This window comes from Pseudomonas sp. KH_024_B2 (genome assembly GCF_057839965.1).
Map to the genome: position 1 here is coordinate 216,774 of NZ_CM174502.1, position 17,092 is coordinate 233,865.

Consider the following 17,092-nt stretch of genomic DNA (forward strand, 5'->3'; position numbering starts at 1 on the left):
GCGAGGGTGATGCGAAGTCGGGAAATGATCAAAGCGATCGAGGAGGACGGGTGGTATTTGGTGGCGGTGAAAGGCAGTCATCACCAATACAAACATCCGAACAAGCCGGGTAGGGTCACCATCAAGCACCCGGACTCCGATCTTCCGAAAGGTACGATCAACAGCATATTGAAACAGGCCGGACTGAAATGAAGCCGGTAAGCGGGTACGAGAGCCCTCATGGGGTCGCATTGAAAAAAAGCCGGTCTCCAGCGAAACCGGATTTAGAGGAAGGGTCCACCAACATGAAATTCCCAGTCGTTCTGCACAAGGATGCCGACTCAGACTATGGAGTGATTGTCCCTGACGTGCCGGGTTGCTTCTCAGCAGGTAGCACTGTGGCGCAGGCATTCGAAAACGTGAAAGAAGCATTGTCCTTGCATTACGAAGGGCTGGTCGCGGATGGCGATCCACTTCCACAGGTGCACGAAATAGATGATCACCTTGATAATCCCGACTTTGCCGGCGGTGTATGGGGTGTAGTTGAGTTTGACGTGACACCTTACTTTGGGAAGTCGGTTCGATTTAATGCCACGCTTCCTGAGCACCTGCTTGAGCGTATCGATCAAACCGTAAAACGGGATCATCGTTACAGCTCACGGTCCGGGTTTCTGGCTGCAGCGGCATTGCGAGAGTTGTCGGCTTGAAACAGATGATCGTTCCCGCGTGGGAACGATCATTGGCCTGCTAAAACGGCACATCCCCAAGAATGGTTGCGCGGTGCATCACGCGCCGTTGCGGGCGATAGTCATCAACTGCGAAATGCTGCGTTACTCGGTTGTCCCAGAAAGCCACATCGTTTTCCTGCCAACGCCAGCGGATGGTGAATTCCGGGCGGGTGGCGTGGGCGAACAGAAGTTTCAGGATTGTTTCGCTTTCGGTTTCCGACAGCTCGTTGATGCGAGTGGTGAAGCCGTCGTTGACGAACAGCGACTTGCGCCCGCTCACCGGGTGAGTGCGGATCACCGGGTGCGACAGCGGTGGATTTTTCTGGCGGGCTTCTTCCCAGCGCACCAGGTCTTCGGCGGTGGTGCCGAAGCGTTCCAGCGGGAAGGATTTGGTGAAGTCGTGGGTCGCGGTCAGCCCCTGCAGCAGGGTTTGCATCGGCGCCGACAACGCCTCATAAGCCGCGATGCCGCTGGCCCATAAGGTATCGCCGCCAAACGCCGGCAACAGCTTGGCGCTGAGAACTACGCCCAGCGCCGGAGTCGGCAGGAAGGTCACGTCGGTGTGCCAGATGGCGTTATCACGCACGTCGGTGACGGCGGTGTCGAGGATCAGCACTTCAGGCTGTTCCGGCACATTCGGGTAGATCGGGTGAATATGCAGGTCACCGAAATTGGCGGCGAAACGCGCCTGCTGCTGTGGGTTCAATGGCTGCTCGCGGAAGAACAGCACTTGATGCGTTAACAGCGCCTGCTCGATGGCGTCGCGTTGTTCTACGTTCAGCGGTTGGGAGATGTCGACGCCACTGATCCGGGCGCCGAGTGCACAGCTGAGGGGAGTGATGGTCAGGCTCATGGTCGTTCTCGAATTCGGCGCCGAAATGTCGGCGTGGTCAGTTCTGCAGTGCGTATCAATGTGCCTGGCCGTGCCACGGCACCAGCTTGCGTTGCAGGGCGCGCAGACCCATTTCCATGACGAAGGCGATCAGCGCGATCACCAGAATCCCCAGCACCACCACATCGGTGACCAGAAATTGCGCGGCCGACTGGACCATAAAACCCAGGCCACTGGTGGCGGCAATCAATTCGGCGGCAACCAGGGTCGACCAACCGACCCCCAGGCCAATCCGCACACCCGTGAGAATGTCCGGCAAGGCGCTGGGCAGAATCACATGGCGAATCAACTGTGCCCGTGTCGCGCCCAACGATTGCGCGGCGCGCAGTTTGGCCGGGTCGACGGTGCGCACGCCGGTGGCGGTGGCGATGGCAATCGGGGCGAAGATCGCCAGGTAGATCAGCAGTACTTTGGACAGCTCACCAATCCCGCACCAGATGACGATCAATGGCAGATAGGCCAGCGGTGGAATAGGGCGATAGAACTCGATCAGCGGGTCGAGAACGCCGCGCGCGATGCGGTTATGACCGATAGCGATGCCGACCGGGACGGCAGTCAATACCGCAAAGCCCAGGCCCAGCCCGATACGACTGAGGCTGGCGCCCAGATGCTGCCACAGCGTCGAATCCATATAGCCCGTAGTCGCCAGCAACCAGCCTTTTTGCAGTACGGCGGAGGGTGGCGGCAAAAACAGCGGTTCAATCAATCCGCTGGCGGTCACGGCCCACCAGATGGCGAGCAGCGTGATCAGGGTCAGCAGGCTGATCCAGCGGGTATTCAGACCACGACGAGCAGCAATCACCGCGGATGAGCTGACGGCGGTTTTGGTGGCCGTGGCCGGTAATCCGTAGCTGCTCATGCACGCTCCTGCCGCTGGACGGTGCTGCGTTGGGAGAACACTCGGGCCAGCACGTGTTCGCGGGTTTCGATAAAACGCGGGTCGGACTTGATCGCCCGGGCCGATTCACCGGTGGCGTAACGCTGACCGAAGTCCAGGCTCAGACGCTCGACAATTTGCCCCGGATTGGGTGCCAGCAACATCAGGTCGGTGGCGAGGAACACGGCTTCTTCAATGTCGTGGGTAATCAGGAACACCGGTTTGGCGGTGCGCTTCCAGACTTGCAGCAGCAGTTCCTGCATCTGCTCGCGGGTGAAGGCGTCGAGGGCGCCGAAGGGTTCGTCCATCAGCAACACCCGTGGGTCGGCGGCGAGGGCTCGGGCCAGACCGACACGCTGCTTCTGGCCGCCAGACAGTTGCCAGATGCGGCGCTGATCGAAGCCGGCCAGGTCCACCAGTGCAAGCATTTCCCGGGCACGGATTTCCCGTTGCGGCTTGGGAATGCCCGCCAGCTCCAGACCGAAGCCGACGTTGGCCAACACATCCTGCCACGGCAGCAGCGCGTCATCCTGAAACACCACGCCGCGCTCGGCGCTCGGGCCTTTGACCGGCACGCCGTCGAGGGTGATACGCCCGGCGCTCGGCTCGACGAAACCGGCAATCAGGTTCAACAGCGAGGTCTTGCCACTGCCGGAAGGGCCGAGGGCGACCAGTAATTGCTGTGGCCCAAGGCTCAGGGAAATATCCGCCAGCACCGGCTCGACCGCGCCGGGGTACTGTGCGCTGATGCGCTCCAGTTCTAACAAGGCCATCGCTGTTTGCTCCCGATCAGTTAGTGATGAACCTGGCGCTGACGTACGGAGCATAGTCCGGCAGTACCGCTTCGACCTTGCCTTGCTCCTTGAGGAACACAGCGGTATCGGTGATGGCTTTGGTGGTCGGCGCGCCGAGGGTGATCACCTGGTCAGCCGCCAACGGATAGACGTTGCCCTGCAGCAGCAATGGGATGTCGCTGGCTTTGGCACCGGAGAGCTTCACCAGTTTGTCGACGTTGCTTTTTTCAGCCAGCCAGGCTTGTGGGTCCTTGCGATAAGCGGCGTAGGCATCCAGGGTGACTTTGGCGAACGCGGTGACGATTTCCGGGTGTTTCTCGGCGAAATCTGTACGCACGATCCAGGCGTCGAAGGTCGGCGCCCCGAACCTGGCCAGTTCGCCCGAGGTGATCAGCACTTTGCCATTTTCCTTGGCCACGCCCAGTGCCGGATCCCAGACGTAGGTCGCGTCGATGTCGCCGCGTTTCCACGCCGCCACGATCGCCGGCGGGGCGAGGTTGAGAATCTGCACTTTCGACGGGTCGATGTTCCAGTGCTTCAGCGCTGCCAACAGGCTGTAGTGGCCGGTGGAAACGAAAGGCACGGCGACCTTCTTGCCGATCAGATCTTGCGGGGTTTTGATTCCGGAACCATCGCGGGCCACCAGGGCTTCGGCGGCGCCGATCTGGGTCGCGATAAGGAAGGTCTGCACCGGGACTTTGCGGGTAATCGCAGCGGTCAGCGGGCTGGAGCCGAGGTAGCCGATCTGCACATCGCCCGAGGCGATGGCAGCAATGATGTCGGCGCCATTGTCGAATTTGCGCCAGTCGATTTTGGCATGGGTGGCTTTTTCATAATCGCCGTCGGCCTGGGCGACTTTCGCCGGGTCAACGGTGGTCTGGTAGGCGACGGTAACGTCAGCCGCCTGGGCAAAGAAGCTCACCGCAGCCAGGGACGCGGCTGCCAGGAGGCGAAGGGGAAAATACGTTTTCATTGAGAAGCTCCTTGTCAGACGGCCGAGGGTCGGCTGACAAAGAGACTAAATGATCTAAGAATTCTAAAATAAATAACTTTTTGGAATGAGTATATGAGCGGAAAATTCTAAGAGCGACCGCTGCGCGGTCATCGCGAGCAGGCTCGCTCCCACAGGGGTCACACAAATCCTGTGGGAGCGAGCCTGCTCGCGATAAGGTCCGCGGGACCTTCAGGGGTTAGTTGCTGATCGCCAGAATACTCGCCTGATACGACCCGACAAACACATCGAAATCGCCGACTTCGTTCTGCTCCAGCTCCGCCTGTTGCGCCAGCGAACTGCGGGCCAACTCTTCGAAACGAGCCTGGTCTTCGGCACTCAGCGGTTCGCTGCGAAAGTACTCGGCGTGAGCCTGGCTCTGGCGCAGGGAGAACCGGGTGAAGCTCTCTTTACGCTCATGCATGGCGGCCAGCACCTGAGCGGACGGGGTCAGGGATGGATCCTTGACCTTCGCCCGTTGCGCGTCCAGCGCTTTACTGTGGGCATCGCCGCCGTGGCTTTGATCGAGCAGCGCGGCCAATGGCGCAATCTTCTCAAGCAACTCGCTGGCCCACTCTTTCAAATCCACCGGTTGACCTTGGCGCTGCAATTGCAGGCCCGGACGGCGACCTTCCTTGACCACGGTGAGGAAGTTCGAGGTGCAGTTGCCGCACTCATTGTTTTCGAGCAGCGGGCTTTCATTCAGCGCGCAATACAGCAGGAAGGCGTCGAGGAAACGCGATTCCGGCAGATCGATGCCCATCGGCAGGAACGGGTTGATGTCCAGGCACCGCACTTCGACGTACTGAATGCCACGGGCCACCAGCGCCTGGATCGGCCGTTCGCCGGTGTAGGCCACGCGTTTTGGGCGGATGTTGGAGTAGTACTCGTTTTCGATCTGCAGGATATTGGTGTTGAGCTGAACCCATTCATCGTTCTGATGGGTGCCGATTTCGACGTATGGCGCATAGGGCGTGGCGACAGCCTTGCGCAGACTATGGGTGTAGCTTTCCAGATCGTTGTAGCACGGCGTCAGACCGGCTTGAGCGTTGCTCTGGTAACCCAGATCGCTCATGCGCAGGCTGGTGGCGTAAGGCAGATACAGGGTGTCTGCATCCAGCTGTTCAAGCTGATGGGAGCGACCGCGCAGGAAGCCTGCATCCAGCGTCGGCGAAGCGCCGAACAAGTACATCAGCAGCCAGCTATAACGACGGAAGTTACGGATAAGCGCGATATAGGCCGCCGACTGATAGTCGCGGTCAGTGCCGACAAACCCCTCGGCCTGCTTGAGCAGCGGCCAGAGTTTCTCCGGCAGGGAGAAGTTGTAGTGAATCCCGGCAATGCATTGCATGGTCTTGCCGTAACGCAGGGCCAGACCCTTGCGGTACACGTACTTGAGCTTACCGATGTTGGAGGTGCCGTAGTAAGCGATCGGGATATCTTCCTCGGCCGGCAACGGGCACGGCATCGATGGACTCCACAGGTACTCGTTGCCGAGTTTGCTGTAGGCAAAACGGTGGATCTTGTCGAGGCTGCTCAGCATTTGCGCCGGGTCGGGCAGGGCTGGAGTGATGAACTCCAGCAGCGACTCGGAATAGTCGGTGGTGATTTGCTCGTTGGTCAGTGCAGATCCCAGTTCTTCGGGATGCGGCGTCTGCGCCAGACGGCCCTCACCGGTGACGCGCAAGCATTCGCGCTCGATGCCGTGCAGGCACTGTTCGAGCAGAGAGAGGTTAGCGCGCTCGCCAAGCAGAGCCAGGCGGCGGTTGAGAAGTTCGCTCAAGTTGGATTCCTTCACGCGTCAGTCGCCCCAATATGGGGGTGGGCAAGACGGTCTACAAGGGTGAAGTTGAAACTGGCGTTGTCGCCTGGTTTTTTGGAGCTGTGCCAGCCAGCCAAAGATTGATCGCCGCAATCCTCTGTGGGAGCGAGCTTGCTCGCGAAGAGGGAGTATCAGTCAGCATTTAAGTCGCCTGACACGCCGCCTTCGCGAGCAAGCTCGCTCCTACAGGATGCATTGCGCCGAAATTAACTCAAATTGATGGCAGGGAGCTATAGGACAGCGAACGTGCCTTGTGCTTTTGCGACGAGCTTGTCGCCTTGCATCACATCCGCTTCGACCACCAGCGTACGCCGGCCAGGGTGGATCACCTTGGCGACGCACAGCACATCGCCGTCAGAAACGGCACGCATATAGTTGATCTTGCACTCGATGGTCGCGCTCTGCTGGTCGAAACCATGGGAGCTGGAACAGGCCAGCCCCATGGCAATATCCACCAGGCTGAACAACGCCCCGCCATGCAGCTTGCCACCGCGGTTGCGCAGCGGCGGCGTCAGCGTCAGGGCGACTTCGGCAATGCCGACGTCCAGACGCTGCAAGCGACAACCGATCAACTCGCTGAAGGCGCTCTGAGTGAGGCCGGCGGGGATTTCCATCAGCGTTTCTTCAACTGCTTGGCGTTGGCGAACAGTGAAGCCATGGCGTTGTTGCTCGGCGCTGGCGCCGTGGCTTCTTTACGCGGAGCAGTGTTTTGCGACTGGCGTGGAGCCGAGCCAGGGCGGGCGCCACGGGCACCGTCGATCTTCTCGCCCGGGGTGTCGCTCATGCGCATCGACAGGCCGACGCGTTTGCGCGGGATGTCGACTTCCATGACCTTCACCTTGACCACATCACCGGCCTTCACCGCTTCACGCGGATCCTTGATGAATTTCTCCGACAGGGCGGAAATGTGCACCAAACCGTCCTGATGCACGCCGATATCGACGAAAGCACCGAAGTTGGTCACGTTGGTGACCACGCCTTCGAGGATCATCCCCAGTTCCAGGTCCTTGAGGTCTTCGACACCGTCCTGGAACTCGGCAGTCTTGAACCCGGGACGCGGGTCGCGACCAGGTTTTTCGAGTTCTTGAAGAATGTCGGTGACCGTTGGCAGACCGAAGGTTTCGTCGGTGTACTTCTTCGGGTCGAGACGCTTGAGGAAGCTCGCATCGCCGATCAGCGAACGGATATCGCGGTCGGTTTCCGCGGCGATACGCTGTACCAGCGGATAGGCTTCCGGGTGAACCGCAGACGAATCCAACGGGTTGTCACCGTTCATCACCCGCAGGAAACCGGCAGCCTGTTCGAAGGTTTTTTCACCCAGGCGAGCGACCTTCTTCAGCGCGGCGCGGGTCTTGAACGCACCGTTTTCATCACGGTGAGTCACGATGTTCTGTGCCAGCGTCGCGTTGAGGCCGGAAATCCGCGCCAGCAGCGCCACCGAAGCGGTGTTCACGTCGACGCCGACGGCGTTCACGCAGTCCTCGACCACTGCATCCAGGCCGCGCGCCAGTTTCAGCTGCGACACGTCGTGCTGGTACTGGCCGACACCGATGGATTTCGGATCGATTTTCACCAGCTCAGCCAACGGATCCTGCAAGCGACGGGCAATCGATACCGCGCCACGGATCGACACGTCGAGGTCCGGGAATTCTTTCGATGCCAGTTCCGATGCCGAATACACCGAAGCGCCGGCTTCGGAGACCATGACCTTGGTCATCTTCATGGCTGGGTATTTTTTGATCAGTTCAGCGGCCAGCTTGTCGGTTTCGCGGCTGGCAGTGCCGTTGCCGATAGCGATCAGATCCACGGAGTGCTTGGCGCACAGGGCGGCCAACACGGCGATGGTCTGGTCCCACTGGTTTTTTGGCACGTGCGGGTAAACGGTGGCGTAGTCCAGCAGCTTGCCGGTGGCATCGACCACCGCGACTTTGCAGCCGGTACGCAGGCCGGGGTCAAGGCCCAGGGTCGCGCGCGGGCCGGCCGGTGCGGCCAGCAGCAAGTCGTGCAGGTTGTGGGCGAATACGTTGATCGCCTCGGTTTCCGCGCCGTCGCGCAGTTCGCCCAGCAAATCGGTTTCCAGGTGGGTGTAAAGCTTGACCTTCCAGGTCCAGCGCACCACTTCACCCAGCCACTTATCGGCCGGACGATTCTGGTTCTGCACACCGAAACGCTCGCCAATCATGATTTCGCACGGGTGCATGGCGCCCGGCAGCTCTTCGCCGACTTTCAGCGAGGAGCTGAGGATGCCTTCGTTGCGACCACGGAAAATCGCCAGCGCACGGTGCGACGGCATGCTTTTCAGCGGTTCATCGTGTTCGAAATAGTCGCGGAACTTGGCACCTTCCTCTTCCTTGCCGGCGATCACGCGGGCACTGAGGGTGGCTTCCTGCTTGAGGTAGCTGCGCAGCTTGTCCAGCAGGTTGGCGTCTTCGGCGAAGCGCTCCATGAGGATGTACTTGGCGCCTTCGAGGGCCGCCTTGACATCGGCAACGCCTTTTTCGGCGTTGACGAAGCGCGCGGCTTCGGTGTCCGGGGTCAGTGTCGGGTCGTTGAACAAGCCGTCAGCCAGCTCGCCGAGGCCGGCTTCCAGGGCGATCTGGCCCTTGGTGCGGCGCTTCTGTTTGTACGGCAGGTACAAGTCTTCGAGGCGGGTCTTGGTGTCGGCAAGTTTGATGTCGCGGGCCAACTCCGGCGTCAGCTTGCCTTGCTCTTCGATGCTGGCGAGGATGCTGATGCGCCGTTCGTCGAGTTCTCGCAGGTAGCGCAGGCGCTCTTCCAGATGCCGTAACTGAATGTCATCGAGGCTGCCGGTCACTTCTTTCCGGTAACGGGCGATGAAGGGCACCGTGGAGCCTTCATCCAGTAGCGCGACGGCCGCTTCGACCTGTTGCGGGCGTACACCGAGTTCCTCGGCGATGCGGCTGTTGATGCTGTCCATAAAACCACCTGGCAAATTGTGAAAGCAGGCTCGCAGGCACTGTTCTATAAGGCTTGGCGAGTCTGGTTGAGCGGCCTGGCCGGCGCCGCTACCTGGATCAAAAGGCAGCCTGTTGACCCGTGAAATCGAAAAATTACTGCGCGACCATGAAAAATAGTTAGCGGCCACTCACAGTAACGATCAGACGTTGCCCTACACAAAAGGCGGCGCATTATAACCAGCGTTCGGTTCTTCGGGGCATCGTGCCATGTAGGCATAAGGGCTGGTTTTCTGGCGATCGAGGAAAAATCTGCTAACAATGCACTCGGTGCGTATAACGGCAGCTACGCCATAATGCGCGCCGAGATCAAAGGAGCATCCTATGAGCAGCACTGCACAAATTGCTGAAGGCGAAAAAATTCTCATCGTTGATGACGATCCGGGGCTGAGCAGCCTGCTGGAACGTTTTTTCGTCAGCAAGGGCTACCGTGCCCGGGCGGTGCCGAACACCGAACAAATGGACCGTCTGCTGGGCCGTGAGGTTTTCCACCTGGTGGTGCTCGACCTGATGATGCCCGGCGAAGACGGCCTGAGCGCCCTCAAGCGCCTGCGCATGGCGAAGAATCAGATCCCGATTATCATGCTCACTGCCAAGGGCGATGAGCTGAGCCGCATCCATGGCCTCGAACTGGGCGCCGACGATTACCTGGCCAAACCGTTCAACCCGGACGAACTGATGGCCCGCGTCAAAGCGGTCCTGCGCCGTCAATCGGCACCGGTGCCGGGCGCACCGGGCAGCGAAGACGAAAGCGTGAGCTTCGGTGACTACGAACTGTCCCTGGCTACCCGCGAACTCACGCGTGGCGACGAAGTACACATGCTCACCACCGGTGAGTTCGCCGTGCTCAAGGCGCTGGTGATGAACGCTCGTCAGCCGCTGACCCGCGACAAACTGATGAATCTGGCCCGTGGCCGCGAGTGGGATGCCCTGGAGCGTTCCATCGACGTGCAGATCTCCCGCCTGCGCCGGATGATCGAACCCGATCCGTCCAAACCGCGTTATATTCAGACAGTCTGGGGCGTAGGTTATGTATTCGTGCCGGACGGCACCGCGACCAAGTGACCGGTGATTTGTAGGAGCGGGTTTCCCGGGCGCTTTGTCACATGACACCGCCCGGGCGACTCGCAATCCGCAATTCTGCGAGCGCCGCTCGCTCCTGCAAAGTGTGTAGTTGCTGTTTATGAAAACCCCCCTGTGGTTCCCCCAAAGTTTTTTCTCCCGCACCCTCTGGCTGGTGCTGATCGTCGTGCTGTTTTCCAAGGCGCTGACCCTGGTTTATCTGTTGATGAACGAAGACGTGCTGGTGGATCGCCAGTACAGCCACGGTGTCGCACTGGTCTTGCGGTCTTATTGGGCGGCGGACGAAGCCAGTCGCGAAAAAATCGCCGAAGCCGCACCGCTGATTCGCGTGGTGGGTGCTGGCGTGCCGGAAGGCGAGCAGCACTGGCCGTACAGCGAGATCTACCAGCGACAGATGCAGGATGAACTGGGCGCCGACACCGAAGTGCGCTTGCGCATGCACGCACCGCCGGCCCTGTGGGTGCGCGCGCCGAGTCTGGGGGACGGCTGGTTGAAAGTGCCATTGTATCCACACCCGTTGCGTGGCCAGAGAATCTGGAGCGTGTTGGGCTGGTTCCTGGCGATCGGTTTGTTATCCACAGCCTCGGCGTGGATCTTCGTCAGCCAACTCAACCAACCCCTCAAGCGTCTGGTGTATGCCGCCCGCCAATTGGGCCAGGGGCGTAGCGTGCGTCTGCCGATTAGCGACACCCCGAGTGAAATGACCGAGGTGTATCGGGCCTTCAACCAGATGGCCGAGGACGTCGAACAGGCCGGACGTGAGCGTGAGCTGATGCTGGCCGGCGTGTCCCATGATCTGCGCACGCCGTTGACTCGTTTACGGCTTTCTCTGGAGCTAATGGGCGACCACAGCGACCTGACCGACGACATGATTCGCGACATCGAAGACATGGACGCGATTCTCGATCAGTTCCTGGCGTTCATTCGCGATGGTCGTGACGAGACGGTCGAAGAAGTCGACCTCAGCGATCTGGTGCGTGAAGTTGCGGCGCCTTACAACCAGAACGATGAACGGGTTCGCCTGCGTCTGGAGCCGATCCAGCCGTTCCCGTTGCGTCGGGTTTCGATGAAACGTCTGTTGAACAACCTGATCGGCAACGCCTTGCATCACGCCGGCACCGGAGTCGAAGTGGCCGCCTATGTGTCGGGAGACATGAGCGCGCCTTACGTGGTGTTGAGCGTGATGGACCGCGGGGCTGGTATTGATCAGTCGGAGCTGGAAGCGATCTTCAACCCATTCACTCGCGGCGACCGCGCCCGAGGCGGCAAAGGCACCGGGCTTGGTTTGGCCATCGTCAAACGGATCGCCTCCATGCACGGCGGCAATGTCGAACTGCGCAACCGCGCAGGCGGCGGGCTGGAAGCGCGGGTGCGCTTGCCGCTGGGGCTGATGTTGCCGAGGGATGCGGTGTAGCAGATGGACGCGGTCCCCTGTGGCGAGGGAGCTTGCTCCCGCTCGGCCGCGCAGCGGTCGTAAAACCAGCTACCGTATTTTATCTGATAGAAAACGGTTGCTGGCTTTGGGAGTCCTTCGGCCTCCAGCGGGAGCAAGCTCCCTCGCCACAATGGATCCGGGCAGAGCCTCAACCCTTCCCCTTGGTTCGTGTCATATTCGGCCCGCCATTCTTCTCCAGATGCTCAATGATGATCCCTGCCACGTCCTTGTTCGTCGTGGTTTCAATCCCTTCCAGCCCCGGCGAGGAATTAACCTCCATCACCAACGGCCCGTGGTTGGAACGCAAGATATCCACACCCGCCACGCTCAGGCCCATGACCTTGGCCGCGCGCAGGGCGGTCATGCGCTCTTCGGGGGTGATTTTGATCAGGCTGGCGCTACCGCCACGGTGCAGGTTGGAGCGGAACTCGCCGGGCTTGGCCTGACGCTTCATCGCCGCGATCACCTTGTCGCCGACCACGAAGCAGCGGATATCCGCACCACCGGCTTCCTTGATGTATTCCTGAACCATGATGTTCTGCTTGAGGCCCATGAACGCCTCGATCACCGATTCCGCTGCCGTGGCTGTTTCACACATCACCACGCCGATGCCCTGGGTGCCTTCCAGCACCTTGATCACCAACGGCGCACCGTTGACCATCTCGATCAGGTCGGGAATATCGTCCGGTGAGTGGGCAAAACCTGTGACCGGAAGGCCGATCCCGCGTCGTGAAAGCAATTGCAGGGAACGCAGTTTGTCCCGCGAGCGGGCGATGGCCACCGATTCGTTGAGCGGGAACACCCCCATCATCTCGAACTGGCGCAATACCGCGCAGCCATAGAACGTCACCGAAGCGCCGATCCGCGGGATCACCGCATCGAAGCCTGCCAGTGGCTTGCCGCGATAGTGGATCTGCGGCTTATGACTGGCAATGTTCATATAGGCGCGCAGGGTATCGATCACCACCATTTCATGGCCACGCTCGGTGCCGGCCTCGACCAGACGACGAGTGGAATACAGACGCGGGTTACGCGACAGCACAGCGATCTTCATGCAACACCTGTGGCAGAGGTAGTGGATGCCGGGAATGCCGGCTTGTCTTGAACGTATTTGATACCCGGATTGACTACCAACTGGCCGTCGATCAGGGCTTTGGAACCGAGTAACAAGCGATAACGCATGGCCTTGCGGCAGGCCAGGGTGAATTCCACCCGCCAGATCCGGTCGCCCAGTGCCAGGGTGGTGCTGATCACGTAACGCACCTGCGCCTGGCCGTTGGAGCTTTTAATGGTTTTCATCGCCACCAGCGGCGCTTCGCAGTGACGATGGCGCAGTTGCACCACGGTGCCCAGGTGGGCGTTGAAACGCACCCACTGCTCCCCGTCGCGCTCGAACGGCTCGATCTCGGTGGCATGCAGGCTGGAGGTGCTGGCGCCGGTGTCGATCTTCGCCCGCAGGCCTGCCACTCCCAAATCTGGAAGCGCCACCCACTCGCGCAGACCGACAACGGTCAAATGGTCAAAAGTCTTCAAATGTGCTCAACCGGTGAAAAAACCGCTCGCGCCGCAAGCGGCCGAATTCGCGGTATTCACGCAGAATAATGGGTAAAAGGCGACAGATATCTACGGCCCGGATTTCCAGCCCTCGAACGAGGCTCTGGAGAGGCACGCATTCTAAACTGAGCTGGTGTAATTCATGGCACAAGAGAAACGGTAGTACAGTTCAGAAATATTTCAGAATGAGGAAATCCCATGGCACAAAAAACCGAAGAGGACGACAAAGTCCGTCTGGATAAGTGGTTATGGGCTGCGCGCTTTTACAAAACCCGCGCCTTGGCCAAAGCGGCGATTGAAAGCGGCAAAGTGCACTGCCGGGGTGAGCGCTGCAAGCCGGGCAAAGAGCCGAGAATCGGCGATGAGTTTCAGATCCGCACCGGTTTCGAAGAGCGCACCGTGACGGTCCTGGCGCTATCGGCCGTGCGCCGGGGCGCGCCGGAAGCCCATCTGCTGTACGCCGAAACCGAAGCCAGCATCGCCAAGCGCGAAAACGCCGCCGCGATGCGCAAGGCCGGCGCCTTGGGCGTCAGCACCGAAGGCAAGCCCTCCAAGAAACAGCGGCGGGATTTGTTCAAGTTTCATGGAAGCAACAGCGATTGAGGGCTGTAGGAGCAAGGCTTGCCCGCGATCGGCTGCGCAGCAGTCGTAAAACCGGTAGATACGTTCTTCCCTGACACTCACCTTGCTTGGAACAAACCCGGATTGTTCATAAAATGCTTCCGGTGGCCGGGAATCAGGCACCCATTCGGTGCCAGAATACCCTGTAACCATTTTTGTCATTACTTCAGATACCCAGACCTATGACCGATCTACCGGATAACGACTACACCCAACGCTTCATCTTCGATGAGAGCGACGCCCGCGGCGAGCTGGTTGCGTTGGAGCGTAGCTACGCCGAAGTTCTCGCTAAACACCCCTACCCGGAGCCAGTCGCGCAACTGCTCGGCGAGTTGATGGCAGCGGCGGCGTTGCTGGTCGGCACCTTGAAGTTCGATGGCTTGCTGATCCTCCAGGCCCGTTCCGAAGGTCCGGTGCCCTTGCTGATGATCGAGTGTTCCAGCAAGCGCGAAATTCGTGGCCTGGCCCGTTATCACGCCGAGCAGATCACTCCGGACGCCACCCTCAACGACCTGATGCCGCAAGGCGTGTTGGCGCTGACTGTCGATCCAACCCATGGCCAGCGCTACCAGGGCATCGTCGACCTCGACGGCGCCGATTTGTCGGAATGCTTCACCAACTACTTCGTCATGTCCCAGCAAGTTGGCACGCGTTTCTGGCTCAACGCCGATGGTCGTCGCGCCCGTGGTCTGCTGCTGCAGCAATTGCCGGCCGATCGGATCAAGGACGAGGAAGAGCGCGCCGCCAGCTGGCAGCACATCACCACCCTGGCCAGCACTCTGACCGCTGACGAACTGCTCAGCCTGGACAACGAAACCGTGCTGCACCGCCTCTACCATGATGAAGCCGTGCGCATGTTCGACGTGCAGTCACTACGCTTTCGCTGCAGCTGCTCGCGCGATCGTTCGGGCAATGCACTGGTGAGCCTGGGCCAGGAAGACGCTCAACAACTGGTCATCGAAAACGGCGGTAGCGTCGAGATCGATTGCCAGTTCTGCAATGAGCGCTACCTGTTCGACGCTGCGGATGTCGCTCAATTGTTCGCTGGAGCGGGCGTCGATACGCCGTCAGATACCCGTCACTAAAACGCTTCAGCGCAGGTAAATTCACTGCTTGGTGCCGGAATATCGCCGTTCTGACGGGAGGGCCCTACTTTTTTTGGTCTTTTCTGGCATAATCCGGCCCACTTTTTTCGCGGTAGTAGTGCACGACTTTCTACTACAAAACGTTTGGAGCACTCGGCCACTGGCCGACGGGGAACCTCATGACGCAAGCCAATAACGCCGTGTACACCGATCTGAGTGTTGACGATCTGGTTAAAGAAGCCCTGAACCGCGGTGAAGGCGAGCTGTCCGATACCGGCGCTCTGGTAGTGCGAACCGGTCACCGCACCGGTCGCTCGCCAGTCGACCGTTTCATCGTTGAAGAGCCTTCCACCCAGGACGCCATCGCCTGGGGCCCGATCAACCGCAAGTTCCCGGCCGACAAGTTCGATGCCCTGTGGAACCGCGTTGAAGCCTACCTGGGCGAGCGCGAGCGTTTTGTTTCCCATGTGCACGTCGGTTCCGACCCTGCGCACTACCTGCCGGTCAAAATGACCACCCAGACTGCCTGGCACAACCTGTTTGGCCGTTGCCTGTTCATCAACCCGGAACAGTACAACGCTGGCGGCAAGGACGAGTGGCAGATCCTCAACGCTCCTGAGTTCGAGTGCGTACCAGAGCGTGATGGCACCAACTCCGACGGCACCGTGATCATCAACTTCGCGGCCAAGAAAGTGCTGATCGCTGGCATGCGCTACGCCGGCGAAATGAAAAAAGCCCTGTTCTCGGTCCAGAACTTCCTGCTGCCAGCAGTCGACGTTCTGCCGATGCACTGCGCGGCCAACATGGGCGAAGAGGGCGACGTAACCTTGTTCTTCGGCCTGTCCGGCACCGGTAAAACCACCCTGTCCGCTGACGAAAGCCGCTACCTGATCGGCGACGACGAACACGGCTGGGGCGTTGGCGTAGTGTTCAACATCGAAGGCGGTTGCTATGCCAAGTGCATCGACCTCTCCGAGAAGAACGAGCCAGTCATCTGGAAAGCCATCCAGCACGGCGCCGTACTGGAAAACGTCGTACTCGATGCCAACAAAAAGGCCGACTACGCCGACGACAGCCTGACCCAGAACAGCCGCGCCGCTTACCCGCGTGAACTGATCGAAAAACGCGCGCCGAAAAACCTCGGCGGCGAGCCAAACGCTGTGATCTTCCTGACCTGCGACCTGACCGGCGTACTGCCGCCAGTCTCGATCCTCAGCGAAGAACAAGCGGCCTACCACTTCCTGTCCGGCTACACCGCACTGGTGGGCTCGACCGAAATGGGTTCCGGCAGCGGCATCAAATCGACCTTCTCCACCTGCTTCGGCGCACCGTTTTTCCCGCGTCCGGCCGGCGAATACGCTGAACTGCTGATCAAACGCATCCGCGGCTTCGGCTCCAAGGTCTACCTGGTCAACACCGGCTGGACCGGCGGCGGCTACGGCGTCGGCAAACGCTTCAACATCCCGACCACCCGTGGCGTCATCGCAGCGATCCAGAGCGGCGCGCTGATCGGCGTAGAAACCGAACACCTCGACACCATCAACCTCGACGTGCCACTGGCTGTACCGGGCGTTGAAACCGGCCTGTTGAACCCACGTAACACCTGGGCTGACAAGGCTGCTTACGACGAAGCTGCTAAAGCGTTGGCTGGTCTGTTCGTTGAGAACTTCAAGAAGTTTGATGTGAGCGATGCGATCAAGGCTGCTGGTCCGAAGTTGTAAGAATCGGTAGTGGTTTGAGGTAAGAGAAAGCCGCCCGTTGGGGCGGCTTTTTTGTGGGTGCGATTCAGACCATCAAAAGTGCAACTGCCATTATTCCAGCTGAAAAAGTGTTAAACAGCCAGAATAATGCCACTTACGCATTCGAACAGACGCCTTCCAACGCCTGTGTATCCCATCGTTGCATCTTTATCGCTTGGTAGAGCATGCCAATGGTCAGCGGAACTTTGTCGCTACGTCCCTTGGCTCGGCGCTTGAGGAACACGTCAAAGCCTTCGGGCTGGAAGTAGCGATAGGCGTCGTAGTCGATGAAGTCGATGGCGAACTGTTCTTCCAGCGCTTCCATCAGGTGCCGGGCATCGGCGCCGTCGCAACCCAGGTCGAAATTGATTGAGGTGTTGAGGCTGATGGTTTTACGTTCGGGCAGACCGAGCTCTTCGTGCAGCAACTGCATGAGCAGGTGCATGGCATGGTCATCGGGGAAGTTGGGAGCGAGGTTCATGCAGGTATATCCGATTAGGCTCAGGCAAATCCTGGT

Annotated in this window: 17 protein-coding genes; 7 read left to right on the forward strand and 10 right to left on the reverse strand. The window is 59.8% G+C overall.

Going from position 1 to position 17,092, the window contains the following annotated elements; genetic code table 11:
* Positions 1-9: 9 nt before the first annotated feature.
* Positions 10-192, forward strand: a complete 183-nt coding sequence (locus AC3I0A_RS01045; RefSeq protein ID WP_489375789.1) for a type II toxin-antitoxin system HicA family toxin — start codon at positions 10-12, stop codon at positions 190-192.
* A gap of 92 nt (positions 193-284) precedes the next feature.
* Entirely contained in the window at positions 285-686 is a 402-nt protein-coding gene (locus tag AC3I0A_RS01050) for a type II toxin-antitoxin system HicB family antitoxin (RefSeq protein ID WP_489375790.1), read from the forward strand.
* 40 nt (positions 687-726) lie between these two features.
* On the opposite strand, the gene tauD is transcribed toward AC3I0A_RS01050, so the two are convergent.
* The 7 genes from tauD to AC3I0A_RS01085 form a co-directional block, all read right to left on the reverse strand.
* Entirely contained in the window at positions 727-1,560 is an 834-nt protein-coding gene (gene tauD, locus AC3I0A_RS01055) for a taurine dioxygenase (protein ID WP_489375791.1), read from the reverse strand.
* A 55-nt stretch (positions 1,561-1,615) separates the two neighbouring features.
* Complete coding sequence (gene tauC / locus AC3I0A_RS01060) at positions 1,616-2,458, reverse strand: taurine ABC transporter permease TauC (protein ID WP_489375792.1); 843 nt, start codon at positions 2,456-2,458, stop codon at positions 1,616-1,618.
* Positions 2,455-3,249, reverse strand: coding sequence for a taurine ABC transporter ATP-binding subunit (gene tauB, locus AC3I0A_RS01065; RefSeq protein ID WP_489375794.1), 795 nt, complete (start codon positions 3,247-3,249; stop codon positions 2,455-2,457). Before tauB ends, tauC begins: the two co-directional genes overlap by 4 nt.
* Before the next feature lie 16 nt (positions 3,250-3,265).
* Positions 3,266-4,243 carry a taurine ABC transporter substrate-binding protein gene (gene tauA, locus AC3I0A_RS01070; protein ID WP_489375795.1) on the reverse strand — a complete coding sequence of 326 codons (978 nt, stop codon included), beginning with the start codon at positions 4,241-4,243 and terminating at the stop codon, positions 3,266-3,268.
* Between the two features lie 217 nt (positions 4,244-4,460).
* Positions 4,461-6,044, reverse strand: coding sequence for a glutamate--cysteine ligase (gshA, locus tag AC3I0A_RS01075; RefSeq protein ID WP_489375797.1), 1,584 nt, complete (start codon positions 6,042-6,044; stop codon positions 4,461-4,463).
* Between the two features lie 269 nt (positions 6,045-6,313).
* Entirely contained in the window at positions 6,314-6,697 is a 384-nt protein-coding gene (locus AC3I0A_RS01080; protein WP_489375798.1) for a PaaI family thioesterase, read from the reverse strand.
* The gene (locus AC3I0A_RS01085; protein ID WP_489375799.1) at positions 6,697-9,021 is read right to left on the reverse strand and encodes a Tex family protein; all 2,325 of its coding nucleotides are present in this window, start codon (positions 9,019-9,021) and stop codon (positions 6,697-6,699) included. Before AC3I0A_RS01085 ends, AC3I0A_RS01080 begins: the two co-directional genes overlap by 1 nt.
* 361 nt (positions 9,022-9,382) lie before the next feature.
* Here AC3I0A_RS01085 and ompR point away from each other — a divergent pair, with 361 nt between their 5' ends.
* Positions 9,383-10,123, forward strand: coding sequence for an osmolarity response regulator transcription factor OmpR (gene ompR, locus AC3I0A_RS01090; protein WP_489375800.1), 741 nt, complete (start codon positions 9,383-9,385; stop codon positions 10,121-10,123).
* A 118-nt stretch (positions 10,124-10,241) separates the two neighbouring features.
* Positions 10,242-11,555, forward strand: coding sequence for an ATP-binding protein (locus AC3I0A_RS01095; RefSeq protein WP_489375801.1), 1,314 nt, complete (start codon positions 10,242-10,244; stop codon positions 11,553-11,555).
* Positions 11,556-11,724: 169 nt separating this feature from the next.
* Here AC3I0A_RS01095 and rimK read toward each other — a convergent pair whose 3' ends face one another.
* Positions 11,725-12,630 carry a 30S ribosomal protein S6--L-glutamate ligase gene (rimK, locus tag AC3I0A_RS01100; RefSeq protein ID WP_489375802.1) on the reverse strand — a complete coding sequence of 302 codons (906 nt, stop codon included), beginning with the start codon at positions 12,628-12,630 and terminating at the stop codon, positions 11,725-11,727.
* Positions 12,627-13,109, reverse strand: coding sequence for a retropepsin-like aspartic endopeptidase RimB (rimB, locus tag AC3I0A_RS01105; protein WP_489375803.1), 483 nt, complete (start codon positions 13,107-13,109; stop codon positions 12,627-12,629). Before rimB ends, rimK begins: the two co-directional genes overlap by 4 nt.
* Before the next feature lie 219 nt (positions 13,110-13,328).
* Between rimB and AC3I0A_RS01110 the strand changes: the two genes are divergently transcribed.
* From AC3I0A_RS01110 to AC3I0A_RS01120, 3 genes are all read left to right on the forward strand, one after another.
* Positions 13,329-13,733, forward strand: a complete 405-nt coding sequence (locus tag AC3I0A_RS01110; RefSeq protein ID WP_489375804.1) for an RNA-binding S4 domain-containing protein — start codon at positions 13,329-13,331, stop codon at positions 13,731-13,733.
* Between the two features lie 200 nt (positions 13,734-13,933).
* Positions 13,934-14,836, forward strand: coding sequence for an Hsp33 family molecular chaperone HslO (hslO, locus tag AC3I0A_RS01115; protein ID WP_489375805.1), 903 nt, complete (start codon positions 13,934-13,936; stop codon positions 14,834-14,836).
* Positions 14,837-15,015: 179 nt separating this feature from the next.
* On the forward strand, positions 15,016-16,557 hold the full coding sequence (locus tag AC3I0A_RS01120; protein WP_489375806.1) for a phosphoenolpyruvate carboxykinase: 1,542 nt from the start codon (positions 15,016-15,018) through the stop codon (positions 16,555-16,557).
* 133 nt (positions 16,558-16,690) lie between these two features.
* On the opposite strand, the gene AC3I0A_RS01125 is transcribed toward AC3I0A_RS01120, so the two are convergent.
* Complete coding sequence (locus AC3I0A_RS01125) at positions 16,691-17,056, reverse strand: DUF1493 family protein (RefSeq protein WP_489375807.1); 366 nt, start codon at positions 17,054-17,056, stop codon at positions 16,691-16,693.
* Positions 17,057-17,092: the final 36 nt, after the last annotated feature.